The organism is Daejeonella sp. (genome assembly GCF_046590655.1).
In the GTDB taxonomy this organism is placed as follows: domain Bacteria; phylum Bacteroidota; class Bacteroidia; order Sphingobacteriales; family Sphingobacteriaceae; genus Daejeonella.
On sequence record NZ_JBKJUM010000051.1, the window covers coordinates 1 to 17,496 of the forward strand.

Here is a 17,496-nt window from a genome sequence, read left to right on the forward strand (position 1 = left end):
AGGTCTGAGGTCTGAGGTCTGAGGTCTGAGGTCTGAGGTCTGAGGTCTGAGGTCTGAGGTCTGAGGTCTGAGGTCTGAGGTCTGAGGATAAGCGTTCAAGTTACGATTTTTTTTCCGACTTCTGACCTCCGACCTCCGACTTCCAACCTCAGATATCCGTCAATTGGAACGTATCCTTAACGCGGATACCCTTATCCGTATTTTGGAGGGTACAACATTCATTTACCGGATCATGCTCCAGGTATAATATATATTCGTTTTTAACGGCTTCTTCAAAGTACTTTTTCTTTTCCTCCAGGGTTTTTATTGGAAACATATCATACGCCATTACATATGGCAATGGGACGTGACCTACCGAAGGCAATAAGTCAGCCATATATAAAATTGTCTTCCCTTTGTAGCTGATTTGCGGAAGCATCATAGCATCGGTATGGCCACAGGCAAATCTTATTTTAATATTTTCAGTAAATGCAACTCCATCCTTATTGTCAACAAATTTCAAACACCCGCTTTCCTGGATGGGCAGAATATTCTCTTTCAAAAATGAAGCTTTTTCCCTATCATTTGGAATTACAGCCCACTCCCAGTGTGCCCGGTTACTCCAGTATGTCGCATTTTTAAATGCAGGTACAAGATTGCCCTCCGAATTCTTTTCGATTGAGCCTCCGCAATGATCAAAATGAAGATGTGTAAGGAAAACATCTGTAATATTATCTTTGGTAAAGCCATGGCTGGCAAGAGATTTTTCCAAAGTATCTTCGCCATGCAAATAATAATGCTTCAAAAACTTCTCATCCTGTTTATTGCCTATCCCGTTGTCGATCAAAATGACCCTGTCTTCATCTACTATCAGCAGGCAACGCATTGCCCAGGAACACAGGTTGTTTTCGTCCGCAGGGTTGGTTTTCTGCCACATCGATTTTGGGACCACACCAAACATCGCACCACCGTCTAATTTAAAGTAACCAGCGTTTACAGTGTAGAGTTTCATATTAATTACAAGTGGATCACTTCACCATACGCATCCGCCGCTGCCTCCATAATCGCTTCACTCATAGTAGGGTGGGGGTGCACGGTCTTAACGATGTCCATACCAGTGGTTTCTAATTTGCGCGCAACCACCACTTCGGCAATCATTTCTGTAACATTAGCGCCGATCATATGTGCGCCAAGGAATTCCCCATATTTGGCATCAAAAATGACTTTAACAAAGCCGTCTTTTGCGCCCGCTGCACTGGCTTTTCCCGAAGCTGAAAATGGAAATTTCCCCACTTTAACTTCATAACCAGCTTCCTTGGCTGCTTTTTCTGTGTAACCTACTGAAGCAATCTCAGGCGAACAATAAGTACATCCTGGAATATTGTTATAGTTTAATGGCTCAGGATGATGTCCTGCAATTTTTTCGACACAGATTATGCCTTCAGCAGAAGCTACATGTGCTAAAGCCTGGCCTTTTACAATATCTCCAATAGCATAAACACCATCGATATTGGTTTTGTAAAAATCATCAACTGTAATCCGTCCTTTGTCTACTTTCACACCAACTTCTTCAAGCCCTATGTTTTCAATGTTAGGAGTTACGCCCACTGCAGATAATACGATATCGCATTCCAGGGTTTCAGTTCCTGCGGCAGATTTCACCTGAACCTTGCAAGTTTTCCCGCTGGCATCAACGGATTCAACATTTGCACCTGTCATGATACTGATTCCAGATTTTTTGAGACTGCGTAGTAATTGCTTCGAAACGTCTTCATCTTCTACCGGTACTATATTATCAAGGTATTCAACTATAGTAACCTTTGTTCCAATTGCATTGTAGAAGTATGCAAATTCTACTCCGATAGCCCCTGACCCTACGACTACCATAGATTTAGGTTGCTCTGGCAACGACATGGCCTGGCGATAACCAATTACCTTTTTACCGTCCTGCGTCAGGTTGGGGAGTTCTCTTGAACGTCCGCCAGTAGCCAGGATAATATTTTTGGCTGTATATTCAACCGTTGCGCCATCGGCGCCTTTTACCTCTACTTTTTTATCCTTTTTTAATTTACCAACCCCCATTATCACTTCGATCTTGTTCTTTTTCATCAGGAATTGAACACCCTTACTCATTCCATCTGCAATACCACGGCTCCTTTTGATAATAGAGTCAAATTCTACCTCAGAACCCTGAACTTTTATTCCATAATCTGCTGCGTGAGTAATATATTCAAAAACATTAGCACTTTTCAACAGCGCTTTTGTGGGAATACATCCCCAGTTCAGGCAAATACCACCCAGGGATTCGCGTTCTACGATGGCAACTTTTAATCCTAATTGTGATGCGCGAATAGCCGCTACATATCCACCCGGGCCGCTTCCTATAATTATAATGTCGTAATTCATATTCCTATTTTGTCATGTATTGGATATTTCGTAACAAACTTAGATAATTAGTTTTATATGTGATATGATAATGAAACCATATTCCAAAATTTATCAGTGTTCTACGCAGTCCTGGGCAACCAGAAAGATTTATGGACATATGCAGTCATCAGCTTCTCTATAATTTTACTTATGCGAAATAGGTGTGGAAAAAAACAGTATCACATTATAATACAAGTGCGTAAATCGATAGAATTAATATTATCTTAACATTGAAATTGTTTCAGAGTGAAAAAAGCTCTTTATCTTTGCCGCAAATTCAAACAGCCAATTGTTTCAATCTCACATTTAAAGAAAATTTTATGAAGAAGTTTTTACTCTTAACATTTATTGTTATGCTTGGTGCAATAGGCGCAATTGCTCAGGTAACTTCAAGTAGTTTAACGGGTACTGTTCGTGATTCTCAGGAAACACTAATAGGGGCCACTGTTAAAGCTACCCACCAGCCAACAGGAACTGTATACGGTTCTTCTACAGGTGCGGACGGTAGGTTTAATATTCCTAACATGCGTGTCGGGGGTCCATACCAGATCGATGTAACTTATGTTGGTTATAAAACAGAATCTTATAGCGGAGTTATGCTGAAATTGGGTGAGCCCTACCAACTTAACGTAACTATGAGCGCATCTGGCAGAGAACTACAGGAAGTAGTTATCACAGCATCAGATCCCAACTCGGTGTTAAACGCCGACAGAACCGGAGCAACTACAAACGTGGGTAGAACTCAGATAGCCTCGGTACCTACTATTTCAAGAAGTGTGAACGATCTTACTAAATTCACTCCCCAAGCATCAACAACCGGAAATAACGGGCCTGCAATCGGTGGTGGTAACTATCGTCAAAACAACTTTACCGTGGACGGATCAGATTTCAACAACCAATTTGGTATTGGCGGAAATCTACCAGCAGGTGGCTCACCAATTTCGATCGATGCAATTGAAGAGATCGCAGTAAGTGTAGCACCGTTTGATGTTAAGTTATCGGGTTTCACCGGAGCGTCAATCAATGCAGTTACACGATCAGGAAGAAATGATTTTTTTGGTGGTGCTTTCTTTAACTTCAGAAATGAAGGATATCAGGGGGATAAGGTTGATGGTAATAAAGTAACCCTTGGGAAAATCAGTGTTCGACAGGTAGGAGCCAGTCTTGGGGGACCAATCATACAAAACAAATTATTCTTCTTTGCAAATATAGAGCGCCAGGATCAGGTTACACCAGGTTCTACTCGTATTGCATCGACACCAGGTTCTCCTTTCGGAGGAGGTAATAACAATGTTGCTCGTCCTACTGCCGGAGAGCTTGATATGATTAAAAATTATTTGATAAATACTTACGGTTACGACCCGGGTGTATACCAGGGTTTTAACAATAAGTCAAATAACTATAAGTTTCTTGCCCGCTTAGACTGGAACATAAATAATAATCATCGTTTTAATATTCGTTACAACCAGGTTGAAAGTAAATCACCGAACCCTACCAGTACTTCTACAACTGGAGCGGGGTTTTTCTTTCCAAATAATGGGGGACGCGGAAGCATTCAGCATTTAGGATTTAGTAATTCAACTTACTTCCAGGAAGCAAATCAGTATTCACTTGCCGGGGAGCTAAATTCATCTTTCGGGGCTAAAGTTGCCAACAGTTTCAGAGGGAGTTTTACCCATCAGAACGATCCGAGAAGTTCTGAGAGTGAAATATTTCCATTGGTTGATATCATGAAAGATGGTCAGGCTTTCACAACTTTTGGCTACGAACCTTTTACTTTTGGTAACCTTAGAGACGTAAAAACTTATTCTTTCACCGATAACTTAACCCTTAGCCTTGGAGCACACGAAGTAACTCTTGGCGCACAGGCTGATTTTAGTACTACTCAGAATGGTTTCCAGCGTTTTGGTACGGGAGCGTACCGTTTTAACTCCTGGGCTGACTTTGTAAATGGAGCGAAGCCGAATGATTATGCAATTACTTTCTCTTTATCTCCTGGATATACTCAGGCTTTCTCAACCTTCAAATTTTCACAGTATGCAGCCTACGTTCAGGACGCTTTCAATGTTGGCGAGAAGTTGAGATTGACCGCAGGTCTTCGTGCTGAACTTACATCATATCCTGATGTTCCTGAAATTAGAACCCATCCTCTGGTGGCCCCACTGTCATTCGAAAATGGATTAAAATACGATACAGGTGTATTACCTGAGAACAGAATCCTTTGGTCGCCACGTTTTGGATTTAATTACGATGTAAAAGGTGATCGTTCGTTACAGGTGCGTGGGGGAACGGGCATTTTTACAACTAAAGTTCCTTTCGTTTGGATAGTTGCACAGTCTGGTGATGCTGGACTGCTTCAGTTTACTCAAAATTTCAATGGTCAGGCAAATACTCCCGGACCTTTTAATCCAAATATCAGAGCCTATCTTCCGGCAACTCCGCCTGCAGCAGGAACCTCTATTCCTTCGACACTAAGCGCTATCGATCCAAACTTTAAATTTCCCCAAACCTGGAAAAGTAATTTGGCAGTTGATGCTAAATTGCCTTGGGGTATAACTGCAACATTGGAGGGTATTTACAATAAAGACCTTAATATAGCAAAAGGCACAAACGTAAACCTTAAAACTCCTGCGGCTTTGAACGTGGCAGGTTACCCAGATAATCGTCCAATTTATGGTAATTTGCCCGTTGATAAGTTTATTAATAAATTAACATCAACAGGACAGGCAAGTGCAACTGCAACAGGAGCTTTTAACCCGATTTTGCTAGCTAATTCAAATGAAGGCCATTCCTGGTACCTAACAGCAACCTTAAACAAGTCATTCGGACGCGGCTTATATGCTACAGCGTCTTACACCAGAAGCGAGCAACAGACTTTATTCGACGGCAACGGTGACCAGTTGCTTAATACATGGACATCCATCCTAACCAGTACAACTGGAAACAATGCTGGTTTAAGCTATTTTGGAGGAAACGTACCGCACAGGGTTATTGGTAGCTTATCTTTAAGAAGAGAGTACTTTAAGAATTTAGCAACTAATATTTCATTATTCTATGAAGCTTCGCACCAGGGAAGATTCTCTTATACGTATACATCAGATTTCAATCGTGATGGAGCGTTTAATGATTTGATCTATATCCCTAGAGATGCAAGTGAAATTACGTTTGCAAACCGCCCTGCCTCACTTGCAACAGGCGGTGTGGCTTATACCCCGCAGCAGCAAAGTGACTTATTCATGGCTTATATCAACCAGGATAAATATCTAAGCGAGAATAAGGGTAATTACGCTGAACGTAATGGAGGTAAACTTCCATGGAGAAATCAGGTTGACGTGAGATTAACTCAGGAAGTATTTAGGAATTTTGGAAAAACAAAAAACTCATTCCAGTTCAACTTAGATATTTTGAACTTTGGTAACTTGCTAAATAGCGGATGGGGGAATGTTAACTTCGTAAATTCTGCTGGTATTCTTGTTCCTCAGAACGTAGCGGCACTTATGCCAGGCGGTACAACCAAACCCACTTTCTGGTTAAACACTTTCAATAATAAACCTGTAGATACTACTTTTGGCACCAGTCAAACATTTGCATCTACATATTACATGCAATTCGGCTTCCGTTATAACTTCCAATAAGAAGCCTCAACGGATAAATAACCCGCTCCTAACAGCAGCGGGTTTTTTTGTTTCCAAAATTTTAGCCTCATTTTGAAACATTTAGCAGTCTGGTCGCTTATATTTGCTGCAACCAATAAATAAATCAAATTTTATGAACAGATTAAAATACGCGGTAGCATTGCTGTTAGTGTTTGCTCTCGGTCTAAATAACCTGGCAAAAGCTGACGAAGGTATGTGGCTGCCGATGCTCATTGGTAAAAACTATGAGCAAATGAAAAAACAGGGTTTTAAACTAACTCCCGAAGACCTCTACAGTGTTAATAAAGCCAGTATAAAGGATGCAATTGTGTCTTTCGGTGGCTTTTGTACCGGAGAAATCGTTTCGAAAAATGGATTAATCTTCACCAATCATCATTGCGGTTATGATGCTGCGGCATCCAATTCGACTCCACAGGATAACATTCTGGACAATGGATTTTATGCAAAATCTTACCAGGAAGAAAAGCCAATACCAGGATTATTTGTTCGTTTTCTCGTTCGTATGGAAGATGTAACTCCTAAGGTAATGGCAGCTCTTGCAGGAGTGCAGGAAAAAGACAGAGCTGCAAAAATTGCTGAAATTAGCAAGCAAATTACTACCGACGTTACTGCCGGTACAGCTATGGAAGCAGATGTGCGTGATGTTTACAAAGCAAACCAATTTCTCCTTTTTATTTACGAAAGGTTTAGTGATGTTCGTTTAGTTGGAGTCCCTCCCCAGTCAATTGGAAAATACGGTGGGGATACCGATAACTGGGAATGGCCACGCCATACGGGTGATTTCTCAATTTTCCGGGTTTATGCAGATGCCAATAACAAGGCAGCAACTTATTCTGCAACAAATAAACCCTACACACCCAAAAAATCGTTACCAATATCTATAAAGGGTGTCAAGAATGGCGATTTTGCAATGGTCTATGGTTTTCCCGGTCGTACAGACCGCTACCTGACCTCTTATGGAGTGCAGACAGCAACTGAAAAAACGAACCCCACAACGGTGAAACTTCGCGATATCCGCTTGAAAGCCTGGAAAGAGGAGATGGATAAGAATGTTGATGTACGACTGAAAATGTCCTCTCAGTATGCAAATATCGCTAACTACTGGAAATACTATATAGGCCAGACAGAACAATTAAAGCGTCTTAAAATATACGAAAGTAAGCAAAAAGAAGAGGCAGGTTTTACAACGTGGGCCGCTTCCAAACCAGAAGTATCTAATTTGATGACACAGTATAAGTCGGCCTACGAAATTTATGATCCATATGCTGTTCATTTGACGTACATAAACGAAGGTTTACTAGCTTCACCCTGGGTTAGAAATGCATCTCAATTTGGTTCTCTTGTAAGCTCAATGAACACCCGTAAGGATGATGCCGCTTATATCAAACAGATGAATACCAATTTGAATAATTTGGTAAGTGGTTATGAGAAGACCTACCTGGAAAATGCAGATAGGAAAATCTTTGCTCAGATCTTGACGGGTTTTTATACTGATGTACCGAAAACCCAGCACCCGAAATTCATAACCCTCATTGCTGAAAATTATTGGAAAGGCTCTCCGCAGGCTACTTTCGAGAATTATGCTGAATATCTGTGGAAGAACAGTGCACTGATCGACCCGGTGAAATTAAGGGCATTTTTGGCTAATCCCACAAAAGAAGCGCTCGAAAAAGATCCCGGATATATGTACGCCGTAAATCTTATTCCTGCAGACTATGTCAAAAATAATTTCGGAACAACAATAAGCGATTTTCAAGCGACAAAGACTCGTTTAGACAACCTTTACCTAAAATCGTTGCTCGAGAAAAACAAAGGGGCATTAATTTATCCTGATGCGAATTCTACCATGCGGATCAGTTACGGACAGATCCAGAATTACAGTCCGAAGGACGGAATTACTTATGAGGTGAAGACTACCATCGACGGAATGGTTGCGAAGTACCAGCCAGGTGATGACGAATTTGATCTTCCTAAGTCCCTGCTTGATGCCTATGCAAAACGTGATTTCAGGGAATATGGTGAAAATGGAACCCTGACAGTAGGTTTTATTAGCAATAATGATATCACTGGAGGTAATTCAGGATCGCCGGTTTTAAATGGCGATGGCGAGCTAATAGGCCTGGCATTCGATGGCAACTGGGAAGCAATGAGTGGGGATATTGCTTTCGATAAGCAGTACAAACGCACAATTTCTGTCGATGCAAGATTTGTTTTATGGTGTATCGATGTATTGGGTGGTGCAAAAAATATCATTGAAGAACTTGATATCAGAAGAAATAAATTACCGGTGCCTAAGGATAAGTTGATAATGAGGAAGACGGAATGAGTTACCCGTTACCGGTTGCCCTTTACCAGGCTAAGCGTCTGGTCCAGCCAGTCTGGTAACTGGTAACAGGCAACTGGTAACTACCACGCTAGGGGTATACATATTCCCCAAAAGGTGACCTAATCGTCACCTTTTTTTTGTCCGCTTTTTCCACACGACCAACGATTTGCGCATCGACATTGAATTCCTCTGAAATATCTATAATGTACTGTGCAATTTTTTCCGGCACGTAGAATTCCATCCGGTGACCCATATTGAAGACTTTATACATTTCTCCCCAATCCGTTCCTGATTGTTCCTGAATTAACTTGAAGAGCGGTGGTATTTCCAGTAAATTATCCTTGATAATATGGAGATCGTCGATAAAATGAAGGATCTTTGTTTGGGCTCCACCGCTGCAATGGACTATTCCGTGGATGTCTGCACGATATCTGTCTAGTACCTTCTTAACAATGGGTGCATAAGTGCGCGTAGGAGAAAGCACCAGCTTTCCGGCGGTAATAGGCTCAAATCCTTTTATGGTGATCTCGTCCGTTAATTTTTTACTTCCTGAAAAAATAAGTTCATAAGGAACTGCAGGGTCATAGCTCTCGGGATATTTCTCCCCAACATATTTATGAAAAACATCATGCCGGGCAGAAGTCAGGCCATTTGAACCTATTCCGCCATTATACTCTTTCTCATAAGTTGCTTTTCCGTAGGAAGAAAGTCCTACAATGACGTCGCCCGCCTGGATCTTATCATTCGATATGACGTCAGACTTTTTCATCCGGCAGGTAACGGTTGAATCAACTATGATGGTCCGTACAATATCACCCACATCGGCTGTTTCTCCTCCAGTGGAATATATGCCTATCCCCATTTCCCTTAGTTCGTGAAGAATTTCTTCAGTTCCGTTGATGATTTCAGCGATAACCTCACCAGGTATAAGATTCTTATTTCTGCCAATAGTTGATGATAACAGAATGTTATCTGTGGCACCAACGCAAAGCAGGTCGTCCAGGTTCATTATTATCGCATCCTGAGCAATTCCCTTCCAAACGGAAAGATCTCCGGTTTCTTTCCAATATACATAGGCGAGGGAAGACTTAGTTCCTGCGCCGTCAGCATGCATAATATTGCAATATGCCTCGTCTTTACCCAATATATCAGGTATTATTTTGCAGAATGCTTTTGGGAAAATTCCTTTATCTATATTCCTGATGGCATTGTGCACATCTTCTTTATCAGCAGAAACGCCGCGCTGGTTGTATTTGAGGTTTGACATTGGCGCAAAGTTAGTGAATAGTTGTTAGTTGCTAGAAAAGTATCCAGTTATCGAGTATCAAGTATTGAGTATCAAGTATTGAGTATCGAGTATCAAGACTGATCGGAGAGTCAGGGATTTGATTTGCAGAAACTCTCAACTCTCCATACTCAATTAAAAGAAAAAGCCCCACTGGAAGCAGGGCATTTCTTATAAAGGTGTCATACGAACTCCTTGTTGTCATTGCGAACGCAGTGAAGCAATCCCGACGGCCTTAGATTGCTTCGTCGTACCTCCTCGCAAAGACATAGTTTATTATGATTGCATATTCTTTTTGTCGTTGCGAGCGCAGCAACTACTTAATAAAAAGCAATTCCCTAAACTTCGGTAGCGGCCATTTAGCATCGTCAACTAACTGCTCAAGTTTGTCAACATGGTAACGGATAGGATCAAAAAACGATTTTACTTTCTCGTCGTAAGCAATAGATTTATCCCTTACATCTTCGATATTGTTAGCTTTCTTACGCTCATCGATCATCTTTTTATTGTTAGTTTTGATAAAATTAACATGCTCAGAGATCTTTTTGATAATATCCATTTGAGCTTCATAGGTGTCTTCGCTCAGGCCGATGTCTTTCAAGCCTTTTACATTTTCAATAAGTGTAGTTTGATAGCTGATAGCCGTTGGAATGATGACGTTGTCTACAAGCTCACCCATTACACGTGCTTCGATCTGTAGTTTTTTGAAATAGCTTTCTAATAAAATTTCGTGGCGTGCGTGCGACTCGCGTTTGCTAAATACACCGGTGTCTTCGAATAATTTATCTGTTTTAGGATCTAAAAGTACGTCCAAAGCTTTAGGAGTGGTCTTAATGTTTGATAAGCCTCGCTTTTCAGCTTCTTTTGCCCACTCATCGCTATAACCATTTCCCTCGAACCTGATAGCTTTTGACTCTTTGATGTAGCGCTTAATTACTGTCATGATCGCCACATCCTTTTTCTCACCTTTTTTGATTAATTTATCGACTTCTGCTTTGAACTTGTTCAGCTGATCAGCTACAATCAGGTTGAGAACAGTCATTGGATTTGCTGAATTTGCCGATGAACCAACCGCACGCAACTCAAACTTGTTTCCAGTAAATGCGAGAGGAGAAGTACGGTTACGATCAGTATTATCGAGAAGAATTTGTGGAACTTTAGGGATAGCAGTCCACAGCGCTGGCTCCTGCTTCATTTTAGAAGTTACTCTTGAAGTTTCAATTTCGTCCAAAAGGTCGCTTAACTGGCTGCCCAGGAACATTGAAATGATAGCCGGAGGGGCTTCATTTGCTCCCAAACGGTGATCATTATTGACGGATGCGATTGAAGCTCTTAATAAGTCGGAGTATTCGAAAACTGCTCTAATGGTATTTACAAAAAATGTAAGAAACATCAGATTGTTCTTCGGTGTTTTGCCCGGAGCAAGTAGATTTTTACCGGTGTTAGTTATTAGCGACCAGTTATTGTGTTTACCAGAGCCGTTTATGCCAGCGTAAGGCTTCTCATGCAGTAAAACTTTAAAGTTGTGTCTCCGGGCAATCTTATCCATCAAATCCATCAGTAACGAATTATGATCGATTGCAAGGTTTATTTCCTCGTAAATTGGAGCACACTCAAATTGTGAAGGCGCAACTTCATTGTGGCGGGTTTTTAAAGGTATACCAAGTTTGATCGATTCGATTTCCAGTTCCTGCATAAAGGCCAGAACCCGATCAGGAATAGAGCCAAAATAATGATCGTCAAGCTGCTGATTTTTAGCGGACATGTGGCCAAATAATGTCCGGCCGGTCAGATAAAGATCAGGACGTGCATTGAATAATGCCAAGTCTACCAGGAAATACTCCTGCTCAATTCCTAATGATGCATTTACTTTTTCAATGCCTTTATCAAAATATTGAGCTACAGCAACGGCCGCCCTGTCCATCACGCCCAGTGCTTTTAATAATGGGGCTTTGTAATCCAGAGCCTCTCCGGTATAAGAAACAAATACTGTTGGGATACACAAAGTGTTTCCCATAATAAATGCGGGTGAGGAAGGATCCCAGGCAGTGTAGCCACGGGCTTCGAAAGTGCTGCGAATACCTCCATTTGGGAAACTTGATGCGTCAGGCTCTTGTTGTGATAACGCTTCTCCTGAAAATTTATCTAATCCCTGACCGTCAGAACCAGGCTCAAAAAACGAATCATGTTTCTCAGCAGTTGATCCTGTGAGAGGTTGAAACCAGTGAGTATAGTGGGTAGCCCCTTTTCCGATTGCCCATGATTTCATTGCTGAAGCTACTTGTTCCGAAATAGCCCGGTCGATAGGGGAGCCAGAATCGATTGAATGTTCAATACTATTAAAGGCTTCTTTAGATAAACTGTCTTTCATCTTTTTTTGATTGAAGACATTTACATTGAAATATTCAGAAGGCTTAGCTGAAGGGATTTTTACTTCAGGAGTTGTTCTGGAAAGAACTGCATTTAATGCTTGAAATCTTAAAGATGACATGTTTTTGTTCAGTTTTAATTAAATTTCGTTAAAAATAGTCTTTTGTATTAGAAAATGAAGGGGATATTGCAAATATTATGTGTAAAAATTACAATTTAGTCTTGAAAACGTTTTAAGGAGTTGTAGGTTATAAGTTATAAGTAATAAGTTGTGCGAAACCAGGATCATAAATGGGAAACTCGATCATTAATTTTCGTGCAACACATTACCAACTGACTAAAACTTAAAACTTACAACTTACAACCTAAAACTTAAAACTTAATAACTTACAACTTAATAACATACAACATACAACTTACTACTTATAACTTTTTCCTACTTTTGACCTTCCCAAAACAAACCCCGCTATATTGGAAAATTTGCAACTTACCACCATCGAAACCGCTAAAGATCTTGGCTTGCTTCCCGAAGAATTTGATAGAATAAAGGAAATATTAGGGCGTACCCCAAACTTTACTGAGCTATCTATATTTTCGGTTATGTGGAGTGAACACTGTTCGTACAAAAACTCGATTACCTGGCTAAAAACGCTGCCAAAAGATGGTCCGAGGATGCTGGCGAAAGCTGGTGAAGAAAACGCTGGAATGGTTGATTTAGGGGACGACATTGCCTGTGTGTTTAAAATAGAATCCCACAACCACCCTTCGGCACTGGAACCCTATCAGGGAGCAGCTACGGGAGTAGGAGGGATTAACCGTGATATTTTTACTATGGGTGCAAGGCCAATTGCACAACTAAATTCTTTACGCTTTGGCGATCCTGAACAGGAACGCACGAAGTGGCTTATTAAAGGTGTTGTAAAGGGTATTGGCGATTACGGGAATGCATTTGGTATTCCAACAGTAGGGGGCGAATTGTTTTTTGATGAGTGTTATACGGTTAATCCTTTGGTGAATGCCATGTCAGCCGGAATTGTTAAAAATGGTGAAACAGTGTCAGCGACATCTTACGGTGTAGGAAACCCGGTGTACATTGTCGGTTCGGCTACCGGAAAAGATGGAATTCATGGTGCAGCCTTCGCATCTAAAAATATTACTGAAGACTCGATCAATGATCTGCCTGCAGTACAGGTTGGTGATCCTTTTCAGGAGAAACTTTTGCTTGAAGCTACGCTGGAAGTTATAAAAACCGGAGCCGTTGTTGGAATGCAGGATATGGGTGCTGCGGGCATCATCTGCTCCAATTCCGAGATGTCAGCAAAGGGCGAGCATGGAATGAGAATCGACCTTGATCTGGTACCGGTGCGTCAGGAAAATATGAAGCCATTCGAGATTCTTCTTTCTGAATCGCAGGAGCGGATGCTTATAGTTGTAGAGAAGGGTCGTGAAAAAGAGGTGGAAGCTGTTTTTGATAAATGGGACCTCAATTGTGCTATTATCGGAGAAGTTACCGACACCAAGCGATTGCATTATTATATGAATGGGGAATTGGTGGCTGATGTGCCAGCCGATGACCTTGTACTTGGAGGTGGAGCACCGGTTTATAAAAGAGATTATAAAGAACCTGCCTATTTTCAGGAAAACCAAAAGTTCAGGATTGAAGATGTTAAAGAGCCTGGTGATTTAAAAGCCGTAGCAGAGCACCTGATCTCTCATCCAAATATAGCTTCCAAAAGGTGGGTTACTGATCAGTACGATTCTATGGTGGGAACTGGGACTATGACCACTAACCGTCCGAGTGATGCCGCAGTTGTAAGCATCAAGGGCACAGACAAAGCCATTGCGTTATCTGTGGATTGTAATTCAAGATATGTATATGCCGATCCTGAAAAAGGTTGTGCTATAGCAGTTGCCGAAGCAGCAAGAAATATCACATGCGCCGGCGGCGAGCCTGTAGCTATTACCAACTGCCTGAATTTCGGAAATCCCTATGTGCCGGAAGTTTACTGGCAGTTTGTTGGAGCTATCAAAGGAATGGGTGCCGCCTGTACAAAATTTGAAACGCCGGTAACGGGTGGAAATGTTAGCTTTTATAATCAATCATCAGATGAAGGACCTGTGTTCCCTACTCCAACCATAGGAATGTTAGGTGTGCTCGACGATCTGGGTACTTTCATGACATCCGATTTTAAACAAACGGGTGATCTGATTTATATGGTTGGTGAGAGTGTTAATGATATTTCGTCTTCCCAGTACCTGGCCTCATACCACGGCATAACGGCATGTCCGGCACCATATTTTGATCTTGAAAAAGAATATGCCATGCACCAGGTTATAAAACAGCTTATCCGTCAAAAATTAATTCAGTCCGCCCATGATGTTTCGGACGGTGGACTGTATATAACACTTTTGGAATCAGCTATGCCGAATAGTCTTGGATTTGAAATTGAAACAGATTCCAATATTCGTAAAGATGCATTCCTGTTCGGCGAGGCACAGGGAAGGGTGCTTGTTTCGGTAAAAGCTGAACAGCAGGAAGAGTTTATTGAACTGCTCGCCACATCAGAGACAGAATTTAGTCTTCTTGGAAAAGTTTCGTCCGGAAATTTGAATGTGGATGAATTAAGCTTTGGTTCTGTAGCTGAGGCGAAAGGTTTGTACGACAATGTTTTGCATGATATACTAGGAGAGTAAAATAATTATATCAGGTAAATTGCTTTTTATATACTCACTTTTTAACCGTTACCTGATTTGTAATATGAAATTATTCCTTTGTTTAGCAATCGTTCTTTCTGCAGTTTTTGCCAATGCACAAACGAACAAGCGTAAATTAATTCCCAATGATGTCTATCGTTTTCGATCGATAAGTGCTCCAAAGATCTCCCCGGAGGGGAAATGGGTAATATACAGTGTCTCTACGCCGGATTCAATAAAGGATAAAAATCAGTCTGACCTATTTATGGTAAGCTGGGATGGGACGGAAACCATCCAGCTTACCTACTCTGAAGAGGACGAATCTAATGCGCAGTTTAGTCCGGACGGCAGATATATTTCTTATCTGTCATCCAAGAAAGTAGATAGCATTGAGAAGTCCCAGGTCTGGCTGATGGACAGACGGGGAGGAGAGGCGAAACAGTTTACCCGGATAAAAGGTGACCTGCGTGGGTATCAATGGTCTCCAGATGGTAAAAGGATAATTTTAGTCGTCAAAGATGAAGATGAAACGGAAAAAAAGAAGCCTAAAATTAAAGCCCCAATCGTAGCAAACAGATATCACTTTAAACAGGATATTGATGGTTATATCGGCAACAGAGCTACTCATCTGTATATCCTTGAAATAGCCAGCGGTAAAGTGGAACAACTGACCACTGGAAAATATGATGAAGGTTCTCCTTCATGGTCTCCGGACGGATCGAAAATTGCCTTTGTCAGTAATACAACTGAAGATCCGGACCGCAATGATAACGAAGATATTTTTGTAGTTGATGCGAAAGCTGGCAGTCCGACTAAAAAGCTAACCGTTTGGAAAGGTAAGGATGGAAGTCCCCAATGGAGTGATGATGGAAAATATATTTCTTTTTTAAGGTCAACGTCTGACGATACCTATATCAATTACGATCAAAACATTCTCGCTGTTATGCAGTCTGATGGGAGTCATATCAAACTGCTTACGAAAGAGCTTGACAGGCCCGTTTCCAATCTAAAATGGTCAAAAGATAGTCAGTCCATCTCTTTCCTGGTGGAAGACGATCGCCAGAAATACATCTCATCCGTGGATGTGGCAAGTGGCAAAATGAGAAAGCTAATTGGCGATGACCGTAGTTTCAGTGTGCTGGAGCGACACCCCTCCGGATCTCACTTGACTGTGATGAGCGATCCGCTGCATCCCGCTAATCTTTTCACCTTAACTAATGGCAAATTAAATCAAATAAGTCAGGTAAATGAGACCTGGTTAAAAGGAATAGATTTGGCGACTGTCCGGGGATTTAAGTCAAAAAGTGAAGATGGAACCCTTGTCTCTGGTCTTCTGTTAATGCCATCAGGTTCAGCCAATAAGAAATTACCCCTGGTTTTATATATTCATGGTGGTCCGGTATCTCAGGATCAATTTTCATTTGACCTGACGCGGCAGATGCTGGCTGCCGGAGGTTACGCGGTAGCCGCAGTTAATTATCGCGGAAGCAATGGGAGAGGAACAGGTTTCAGCAAGGCTATATATGGCGATTGGGGGAACCTGGAGGTCTCTGATCTTTTAAGCGCTACAGATCATTTGGTTAAAGAAGGTTTGGTCGACGGCGACAAGCTGGGTATTGGAGGTTGGAGCTATGGAGGAATTTTAACCGATTACACCATTACCAAAGATCAGCGCTTTAAAGCTGCAATTAGCGGTGCAGGCAGTGCGATGCAACTATCCATGTACGGTGTAGATCAATACCTTCTGCAGTGGAACGAAGAAGTTGGTTTGCCCTGGTTACCAAAAGACCTTGAAAGATATATGAAATTATCTTATCCCTTTACTCATGCCAATCAGATCAAAACGCCAACTTTATTCATGGTCGGTCAGAATGATTTTAATGTTCCATCCGTTGGGAGCGAACAGATGTATGCAGCACTAAAAACGTTGAATGTCCCAACGGAACTGGTCATTTATCCCGGTCAATTTCATGGAATCGATGCATTGAGTTATCAGGCTGACAGATTTAAACGGTATCTGGAATGGTACGGAAAATATTTAAAATAATGGATTACAATTGATCATGTACTATGCTCAGCATCAAATCCATACATCATGTCGCAATAATTTGTTCTGATTATACTTTATCGAAAGCATTCTATATAGATATACTCGGTTTCAAAAAACAGCACGAAGTATATCGGGAAGAACGCGATTCATATAAGCTGGATCTTTCAGTCAACGGCGAATATCAAATAGAATTATTCTCCTTTCCTAATCCCCCCGCGCGTCCGTCCGGACCCGAAGCTCAGGGCTTAAGACATCTTGCGTTCGAAGTCGATGACATTCAGGCTTCTGTAGTTCATCTGCAAGGGCATGGTATACTGACTGAAGAAATACGCGTCGATGAGTACACCGGAAAACGTTTTGTATTCTTCTCTGACCCCGACGGACTACCTTTAGAGCTTTATGAAATCTGATGAGTAAGGTATTTCAGTTTAAGCAGTTCAGCGTGGATCAAACCAATTGCGGGATGAAAGTAAACACTGATGCTGCTATTCTGGGGGCAATTGCGAGCAATGAAAATATCGGCCAGGTGCTCGAAATTGGCACAGGAACTGGAGTTATCGCATTAATGCTTGCCCAACGATATCCCGACGCCACTATTGATGCTGTAGAAATAGATGACATGACATCAGATACAGCTGACCTAAATTTTAGAAACTCGCGGTTCTCTCGTCAAATCAGCCTGATTCGATCCTCCTTCGAAGAACATTTT

At 41.5% G+C, this 17,496-nt stretch carries 10 protein-coding genes; 6 read left to right on the top strand and 4 right to left on the bottom strand.

Annotated features, from left to right (window positions below; genetic code table 11):
* Window positions 1-148: 148 nt before the first annotated feature.
* Together ACLL8Z_RS05645 and lpdA are read right to left on the bottom strand one after the other, a co-directional pair.
* Window positions 149-991 (bottom strand): MBL fold metallo-hydrolase, encoded by an 843-nt coding sequence (locus ACLL8Z_RS05645; protein ID WP_411273791.1) that lies wholly within the window; start codon window positions 989-991, stop codon window positions 149-151.
* 5 nt (window positions 992-996) lie between these two features.
* Complete coding sequence (gene lpdA, locus ACLL8Z_RS05650) at window positions 997-2,385, bottom strand: dihydrolipoyl dehydrogenase (protein ID WP_411273792.1); 1,389 nt, start codon at window positions 2,383-2,385, stop codon at window positions 997-999.
* A 341-nt stretch (window positions 2,386-2,726) separates the two neighbouring features.
* On the opposite strand from lpdA, the gene ACLL8Z_RS05655 reads away from it, so the two are divergent.
* Together ACLL8Z_RS05655 and ACLL8Z_RS05660 are read left to right on the top strand one after the other, a co-directional pair.
* Window positions 2,727-6,041, top strand: a complete 3,315-nt coding sequence (locus tag ACLL8Z_RS05655) for a carboxypeptidase regulatory-like domain-containing protein (protein WP_411273793.1) — start codon at window positions 2,727-2,729, stop codon at window positions 6,039-6,041.
* Window positions 6,042-6,174: 133 nt separating this feature from the next.
* The gene (locus tag ACLL8Z_RS05660) at window positions 6,175-8,388 is read left to right on the top strand and encodes a S46 family peptidase (protein WP_411273794.1); all 2,214 of its coding nucleotides are present in this window, start codon (window positions 6,175-6,177) and stop codon (window positions 8,386-8,388) included.
* 88 nt (window positions 8,389-8,476) lie between these two features.
* On the opposite strand, the gene ACLL8Z_RS05665 is transcribed toward ACLL8Z_RS05660, so the two are convergent.
* Entirely contained in the window at window positions 8,477-9,655 is a 1,179-nt protein-coding gene (locus ACLL8Z_RS05665; protein ID WP_411273795.1) for an AIR synthase related protein, read from the bottom strand.
* A gap of 334 nt (window positions 9,656-9,989) precedes the next feature.
* Window positions 9,990-12,164 carry a glutamine synthetase III gene (locus tag ACLL8Z_RS05670; protein WP_411273796.1) on the bottom strand — a complete coding sequence of 725 codons (2,175 nt, stop codon included), beginning with the start codon at window positions 12,162-12,164 and terminating at the stop codon, window positions 9,990-9,992.
* Between the two features lie 350 nt (window positions 12,165-12,514).
* Here ACLL8Z_RS05670 and purL point away from each other — a divergent pair, with 350 nt between their 5' ends.
* The 4 genes from purL to ACLL8Z_RS05690 form a co-directional block, all read left to right on the top strand.
* On the top strand, window positions 12,515-14,737 hold the full coding sequence (gene purL, locus ACLL8Z_RS05675) for a phosphoribosylformylglycinamidine synthase subunit PurL (RefSeq protein WP_411273797.1): 2,223 nt from the start codon (window positions 12,515-12,517) through the stop codon (window positions 14,735-14,737).
* Window positions 14,738-14,801: 64 nt separating this feature from the next.
* Complete coding sequence (locus ACLL8Z_RS05680; RefSeq protein WP_411273798.1) at window positions 14,802-16,784, top strand: S9 family peptidase; 1,983 nt, start codon at window positions 14,802-14,804, stop codon at window positions 16,782-16,784.
* Between the two features lie 23 nt (window positions 16,785-16,807).
* Entirely contained in the window at window positions 16,808-17,197 is a 390-nt protein-coding gene (locus ACLL8Z_RS05685) for a VOC family protein (RefSeq protein WP_411273799.1), read from the top strand.
* The coding region (locus ACLL8Z_RS05690; protein ID WP_411273800.1) for a methyltransferase at window positions 17,197-17,496 on the top strand (300 nt) is incomplete at its 3' end. The genes ACLL8Z_RS05685 and ACLL8Z_RS05690, both read left to right, overlap by 1 nt.

Bases quoted from the DNA above. Each gene is read 5' to 3' on its own strand.
- ACLL8Z_RS05645 (WP_411273791.1), bottom strand. From the start codon at position 991: ATGAAACTCTACACTGTAAACGCTGGTTACTTTAAATTAGACGGTGGT.
- lpdA (WP_411273792.1), bottom strand. From the start codon at position 2,385: ATGAATTACGACATTATAATTATAGGAAGCGGCCCGGGTGGATATGTA.
- ACLL8Z_RS05655 (WP_411273793.1), top strand. From the start codon at position 2,727: ATGAAGAAGTTTTTACTCTTAACATTTATTGTTATGCTTGGTGCAATA.
- ACLL8Z_RS05660 (WP_411273794.1), top strand. From the start codon at position 6,175: ATGAACAGATTAAAATACGCGGTAGCATTGCTGTTAGTGTTTGCTCTC.
- ACLL8Z_RS05665 (WP_411273795.1), bottom strand. From the start codon at position 9,655: ATGTCAAACCTCAAATACAACCAGCGCGGCGTTTCTGCTGATAAAGAA.
- ACLL8Z_RS05670 (WP_411273796.1), bottom strand. From the start codon at position 12,164: ATGTCATCTTTAAGATTTCAAGCATTAAATGCAGTTCTTTCCAGAACA.
- ACLL8Z_RS05680 (WP_411273798.1), top strand. From the start codon at position 14,802: ATGAAATTATTCCTTTGTTTAGCAATCGTTCTTTCTGCAGTTTTTGCC.
- ACLL8Z_RS05685 (WP_411273799.1), top strand. From the start codon at position 16,808: ATGCTCAGCATCAAATCCATACATCATGTCGCAATAATTTGTTCTGAT.